This is a genomic window from Anoxybacillus sp. J5B_2022, from assembly GCF_026847645.1.
Lineage (GTDB): Bacteria > Bacillota > Bacilli > Bacillales > Anoxybacillaceae > Anoxybacteroides.
Window position 1 is genome coordinate 84,632 of sequence record NZ_JAPSMC010000004.1, and the last position, 6,000, is coordinate 90,631.

General features: G+C 47.1%; 9 protein-coding genes and 1 pseudogene. All 10 read right to left on the reverse strand.

What is annotated here, in order from left to right; translation table 11 throughout:
* Nucleotides 1-19: 19 nt before the first annotated feature.
* Nucleotides 20-133, reverse strand: a pseudogene (locus M4I42_RS02320) (flagellin); the annotation flags it as partial.
* Nucleotides 134-484: 351 nt separating this feature from the next.
* Nucleotides 485-1,216, reverse strand: coding sequence for a flagellin N-terminal helical domain-containing protein (locus M4I42_RS02325; RefSeq protein WP_268850631.1), 732 nt, complete (start codon nucleotides 1,214-1,216; stop codon nucleotides 485-487).
* A 137-nt stretch (nucleotides 1,217-1,353) separates the two neighbouring features.
* Nucleotides 1,354-1,539 carry a hypothetical protein gene (locus tag M4I42_RS02330; protein ID WP_183184084.1) on the reverse strand — a complete coding sequence of 62 codons (186 nt, stop codon included), beginning with the start codon at nucleotides 1,537-1,539 and terminating at the stop codon, nucleotides 1,354-1,356.
* Nucleotides 1,536-1,784, reverse strand: coding sequence for a carbon storage regulator CsrA (gene csrA / locus M4I42_RS02335; RefSeq protein ID WP_268850632.1), 249 nt, complete (start codon nucleotides 1,782-1,784; stop codon nucleotides 1,536-1,538). The genes M4I42_RS02330 and csrA overlap by 4 nt, the downstream gene beginning before the upstream one ends.
* 11 nt (nucleotides 1,785-1,795) lie before the next feature.
* Nucleotides 1,796-2,230: a flagellar assembly protein FliW gene (gene fliW, locus M4I42_RS02340; RefSeq protein ID WP_268850633.1), complete on the reverse strand. Its 435-nt coding sequence runs from the start codon at nucleotides 2,228-2,230 to the stop codon at nucleotides 1,796-1,798.
* A gap of 19 nt (nucleotides 2,231-2,249) precedes the next feature.
* Nucleotides 2,250-2,795 carry a DUF6470 family protein gene (locus M4I42_RS02345; protein ID WP_442864063.1) on the reverse strand — a complete coding sequence of 182 codons (546 nt, stop codon included), beginning with the start codon at nucleotides 2,793-2,795 and terminating at the stop codon, nucleotides 2,250-2,252.
* A 9-nt stretch (nucleotides 2,796-2,804) separates the two neighbouring features.
* Nucleotides 2,805-3,689 carry a flagellar hook-associated protein FlgL gene (gene flgL, locus M4I42_RS02350; protein ID WP_268850635.1) on the reverse strand — a complete coding sequence of 295 codons (885 nt, stop codon included), beginning with the start codon at nucleotides 3,687-3,689 and terminating at the stop codon, nucleotides 2,805-2,807.
* A gap of 9 nt (nucleotides 3,690-3,698) precedes the next feature.
* Nucleotides 3,699-5,237 carry a flagellar hook-associated protein FlgK gene (gene flgK / locus M4I42_RS02355; RefSeq protein WP_268850636.1) on the reverse strand — a complete coding sequence of 513 codons (1,539 nt, stop codon included), beginning with the start codon at nucleotides 5,235-5,237 and terminating at the stop codon, nucleotides 3,699-3,701.
* 11 nt (nucleotides 5,238-5,248) lie between these two features.
* Nucleotides 5,249-5,716 (reverse strand): flagellar protein FlgN, encoded by a 468-nt coding sequence (locus M4I42_RS02360; protein ID WP_268850637.1) that lies wholly within the window; start codon nucleotides 5,714-5,716, stop codon nucleotides 5,249-5,251.
* Nucleotides 5,717-5,731: 15 nt separating this feature from the next.
* Nucleotides 5,732-5,995 carry a flagellar biosynthesis anti-sigma factor FlgM gene (flgM, locus tag M4I42_RS02365; RefSeq protein WP_268850646.1) on the reverse strand — a complete coding sequence of 88 codons (264 nt, stop codon included), beginning with the start codon at nucleotides 5,993-5,995 and terminating at the stop codon, nucleotides 5,732-5,734.
* Nucleotides 5,996-6,000: the final 5 nt, after the last annotated feature.

Here is a 6,000-nt window from a genome sequence, read left to right on the forward strand (position 1 = left end):
AGACGCCCTTCCAATCAAATTACCGAAGTAATTGCAATACCCCTTGTGGCATTTGATTGGATTGAGCCAACATTGCTTGTGCTGCTTGAGAAAGAATGTTGTTTTTCGTAAACTCCATCATTTCTTTCGCCATCGTGCGAACATTTGCTTTCGCAAATGACTAGACTATCTCTTCACCCGCTAGCTTTTCGCTAGGTAGGGGCCGGGCACTTCGAATGATGTAGGACGATGGAGCATCCTACTCACCCTACGGACTTCATCACCATAGCGCTTGCCTTAGGTGGTATGTCCTAGTCGTTGAACCTTCTCCAGACTTTCGTCACAGGAGCTTGGCTGCTCGGTTGCCCAATCCTTTGACTTTTTAAGCCGTCACGCTTGCCGTTTCCAGCTTCGTTGTGGCGTCAAAGGCTCTCAGGGGTTTCCAGCAATTCACCCGGTCATACTCCTAACCGTTTCCAGTTAGGACGACTGTGCTTGTCACCGCTTAAGCGGCTAAAGCATAATCTACGTCGCGGATACGAGATTCTGCGGCTGTTAAGTTTTCTGCAGCATTATTAAGGTTGTTGATAGTGTGTTCAAGTCGGTTTTGCCATGCACCTAAAGTAGAACGACCACTTGATACAGTTCTTAATTGAGTTTCTATATTATCGATTGCACTAGCTGCACCAGCTTGAGTTGAGATATCATATCCAGCTAAAGCCGTTTGCACAGCTGTTAAATCAATTCCTGCTGTTGTAAAATCAAGCGTCATTTCTTCATTTGAGTTAGCCCCTACTTGAATCTTTACTGTTGCCCCAGCACTACCGTCTAACAACTTCTGAGTATTGAATTGCGTATTATCCTTAATTCTACCAATCTCTGTTGCTAGTTGATCATATTCAGCCTTCAATGCTGTTCTATCAGCTGCAACGTTAGTATCATTGGCAGACTGAACAGCTAATTCTCTCATACGCTGTATAATAGAGTGTACTTCATTCAAAGCACCTTCAGCTGTTTGAATCATAGAGATACCATCTTGTGCATTTCTAGAAGCCTGTTCTAATCCACGAATTTGTCCACGCATTTTTTCAGAGATAGAAAGTCCAGCCGCATCATCACCTGCTCGATTAATGCGAAGACCCGAAGAAAGTTTTTCCATAGATTTCGAAGTATTAACGTTGTTTGTTGCTAATTGGCGGTACGTATTCAACGCCGCGATGTTGTGGTTGATTCTCATTGTTCATTCCTCCTTGAATGGTTGTCCACGTCCTTGTGGTTTGTCTGGCAAGAGAGAAGTCGGCCGCCCTTCTTTCTTGCTCTCACGTTTATTATCGGTTTGGTTGGTTAAAAGTTTAATAGTTTTTTGTAAAAAAATTAGATTTTAATGTCAAGAAACTGTGAAAATGGAGATGGCTGTTGGATTTCTTTGACGATGCGCGCAGGGTCGTCTTTGTGTTTGTTAATGATTTCGTTTAGCGCTTGTTCGGCGATTTGTTTGTTGTCTTCGACGATGCGCGCGATGACGCCTGGAATTTGGACGCCACCGATGCTTACACTCATGCTTGCTCCCCTCCTTTCCGTTGCATTAATTGCTCCGTCAGCTGTTTTAGCGACGAAACGGAGGCATGCGAAGCGGCGCTATTTTCTGTTTGGATGGCGAGGTATACTTCTTTTCGATGAATGTCAATATGTTTTGGCGCATGGATGCCAAGCTTCACCTGGTCGCCTTGGATGGCGAGAACGGTAATCTCGATGTCATCGCCAATTTGGATCGCTTGTTTCAATTTGCGTGTCAACACAAGCATGTTCTCGCCCCCTATTTCGCCACTTTTTCTGGAAAAAGCCGATGTTTCGTTTTGTATGGGCTGTTTAGTAAAATGACTTGTTTTCCGATTCGTTCGCACACGTTAATGACAACAGGCGCCTGCAAGTTTGCTGTCGTGTCGTCAAATGGCTCCGCGACGGTTAAAATGACGTATACGGCAACGTCTTTTTCCGCTTTCAGCGACAGCTGTGCGCACGTTGCGTCATCCAGCTCGATTTCGTACGTCGGAAAATACGAAAACGGTTCAATCATCACAAACCCAAGCTCCGGCGTCTGAACAGACTGCAAAATGACAAACGGCGTGTCATCAAGCGGCAATAAGACGAACTGCTTTTCGTTGAAAAAGCCGGGGACACCTTGTTCGAAACGAATGATGTCCGCTTCGTGAATGTCGACCTCTCCATGATATTTTGTAGCAATATTCATACGCTTACCCCTCAATTCATTATGTGACGACATCAATGCGCAACGAGTTGTGCCGCGCTAAATCGAAATGGACAGCACCCGGTTTGTAGTCGATTTGCGCAGGGCGCGGCTCGATATGAATGCGCGCGCCGTACGTTTGCCAATTCAGCTCAAGACGCCCCGGTTCAAAGCCGATTTTCACGCTGAACGGCCGCGGTACAAGCCCAATGTTCACTTCCAGCGGTGGTGGTTCGCTGTTCGCCTGCGCCTGCGCCGCAAGCACATCGCCGCCTTGTTCGATGCGCATCAATTCATCGCCTTGTGCCGATACGGTTTCTAAATAGGATAGCCAATTTTCATACCCTTCTTGCGCTGCTTCGGCGATGCGACGAAAAATATGTTTTAAATCCATATCCGCCCACGCTTCCGTTTGATCGATCGTCAAGCGCGGCGGCGTTGTTTTCATCTCTAGTTGCGCCGGCGGCTGCTCGATCGAAACGTCCGCGGGCGGCTGACGTATTTCCATTTGCGCCCGCTCAATCGAAATCGCCAGCTGCGGGAACGTTGCTTGCATTTCGAGTCTCATCGCCATCACCTAACGTAAAAAGTCAACGAGCGTCGGCTGAATGATGCGCGCCCCGACGGACAGTGCCGCACGATGGACGCTTTCTTGCGTTTTTAAGTCGGTAATGACTTTTTCGATATCGGCGTCTTCGTTGTCGGAAATCATTTGTTGGGCGATGACTTGCTGCGTGGAAAGACGCTGCTCGACAAGCTCGAGCCGGTTGACGCGCGCGCCAAGCTCGGCACGTTCGGCGAGGACGCTATTCATACGATCGTCCAAATCTTTTAATAAATTGTCCAAATTTCCTGAAGACGTACCTTTAAATGTGTTTTCGAGTTGTTGTAACGTATTAAACAACTCTTGGCTAAATACGTTGTTCGGATTAATGTTCGCCTTTAATTTAATGCCTTTCGACACTTCTACCGTAAAATCATCCGTATTGTTTTGCACAAGTGGTGCGTTCGGTGATGTTTGCTCCGTTACGGGTGCTTGTGCGATGTTTGTTCCGTTGAAAATATATTTTCCGGCTACTTTCGTGTTCGCCGTTTGCACGAGATCGCTTTTCAGCTGCTCAATTTCGCGGGCGATCGCCTGCTGGTCTTCCGGCGTCAACGTGCCGTTTTTCCCTTGCACGACAAGTTCCCGTACGCGCTGCAATACTTGTGTCGTATGGTCAAGCGCCGATTCGGAGTTGTCCATCCACGTATAAACTTCGGACAAGTTCCGTTGGTATTGTTCGATTTCCGTTAAACTTGTACGGTAATACATTCCTTTCATCGCCACAACCGGATCATCGGATGGACGTTGAATTTTTTTTCCAGTCGATAATTGTTCTTGATATACGCCGAGCCGATCGTAGCTTTTACTTACATTACGCAACGAATTGTTCGTAAGCATAAGTTGGGTTACGCGCATTTATTCCACCTACCTTCCAACTATCCCCATATTATTAATAATCTTGTCTAGCATTTGGTCAATCATCGTAATCATGCGGGCCGACGCGTTATAGGCGTGCTGGAATTTAATCATGTTCGTCATTTCTTCACCAAGCGATACGGAGCTGACCGACATGCGGCGTTCATCGACCGACTGGCGAAGAGTATCGCTATTATCCGCAAGCCGTTTTGCTTCTTGCGCATTGACCGCCATTTGTCCGATGACGCTTTCGTAAAAGTTTTGAATCGTCGTCGTACTGCCAGCGATGGACATCGTCGTGTTTTTCACTTCCGCAAGCGCTGTCGCATTGCTTCCGTCGCCAAGCTGGCCTGTTTTGGATGCGGCAATATAGTCCAATGAATCTTTAATATTTTGCGCCAAATCGAGCGTTCCGGCTGGATCATTCACATCAAACGTAAAAAACGGATTGCTCGCCAATTTCGTGTTACTGTTGATTTCAGCGACACTCCAGCCGCTTTCATGCACTTCGTTAAATTTTTCGGCAAACGCTTTTGCCATCTCATTTAAATTGTTCAGCATCTCCGGATACAATCCGTTCACCGTCGTGCCGCCATCTTCGCTATATCCGTATGAATAAAGGAGCGCCCCGATTTTGCCGTTTTCTTTTATATTCATGAAGGAGTTTACCGTCTGATTGCCGAGCGAAAACGACACGACTGGTCCTTCTTTTGTTACGTTGTCTTTGTATTGGACATCGAATTTTTGCACAGTACCGTTTTTCGCATCGACGAGCGTTCCGATGGTAGCGCCGCTCGTTTTATCGACAAGCTCCACCGTAAACCGCCCTTCGGCAATTTTTAGTGCACTGCCGCCGCTGGATACAGGCGTTACTTTAATATTCACATATTGCGACAACTCGTCTAACAATCGATTGCGTTCATCATACAAGTCGTTTGGCAAATAGCCGTGCACTTCCGTTTCGCCGATTTGTTGGTTCAAGTTGTTCAATTGGGTCGCTAGCGAGTTAATCGCTTGGACGGTGACATCTATTTCATTTTTTAGATCGTTTTGAATCGATTTTAATGAAGAGGACAAATAATGAAACGTCTCCGTAACCGCGATGCCGCGCTGGCGAACGACTGAGCGGGCACCAGAGTTCGACGGGTTGACCGCTAAGTCTTGCAGCGACTGCCAAAAACGGTCAAGCGTTTTCGCTAGCCCTTCGTCCGACGGTTCGTTCATAATTTCTTCCATTTTTTTTAGCGCATCGGAGCGCGTGTTCCAATAGCCGTATTTCATATTTTCACCGCGGTATTGCACGTCTAAAAATTCTTCGCGCATCCGCTGTACCGTTCCGCCTTCGACCCCCGTTCCGATTTGGCCCGGAATGGCTGGGCGGTTTTGGGACGGGTACGGATACGGCGGCGTCTGGACGAAATTGACGCGCTGGCGCGAATAGCCAGGCGTGTTCGCATTGGCGATGTTATGGCCTGTAACATAGAGCGCTTGTTGTTGAGCGGTCATGCCGCGCCGTACCGTTTCTAATCCTCCAAATGTAGAAAGCATGATACTCCCCCTTATGCCTTTGACTCGAACATCGAGCGGTCCAATGGCTCGTCGTACGTGTTTTTGCTGTAAGTGATTGGCTGCGTTTGCGGCATTAGCATATCGAGCGTTAAATAAATGAATTGGAGCGATTGTTCGGTCAGCTGCCGGTTGACGTCGTTCGCTTGTTTCATGCTGGCTATTACGGAAGACAGTTCGTCGTATAATTCGGCAAGTCGCGAACGCTCAGGCTCTTCCGCACGCTCGATGCAACTGGTCATCGTCGCTTCCATAAGACCGTGGTGTTGCAGGAGGCGCAATCGGTTATTTTCCAGCTGTTGAATCGCGAAAATATGTTTTTGCTCGTCGTTCATTAATGCCGTTAGCGTGTCGATGTCTTGTTTCTTTAACGCTTCTGTTTTCTTTAACGCCAGTTGGTAAAGGCTTTTGTGCAGTTTGACCTGTTTTTCTAAGAGAGAAACTAATTCGGTAAACGTCATCTTTTTTCTCCCCAATTATTTGTTGAAATAGTAGTTCCAGACGCTGTCAGCGACTGCTTTTGCGTCAATGGTATACGTACCAGTTTGCACTTGTTGTTTCAGCTGTTCGATTTTTTCTTGGCGAGCAGCTTCTAACTTGGACGCTTCTTGCAGTTCTTTTGCCGCTTGGGAAATTTCGACTTTATCTTTTTTGCCGGTTAATTTCGCCACCTGTTCGGTTTTATTGACTTGCCGTTGATATGGATTGACGTTTGTTGAGCCAATGCGATGAATGTTCATCATGC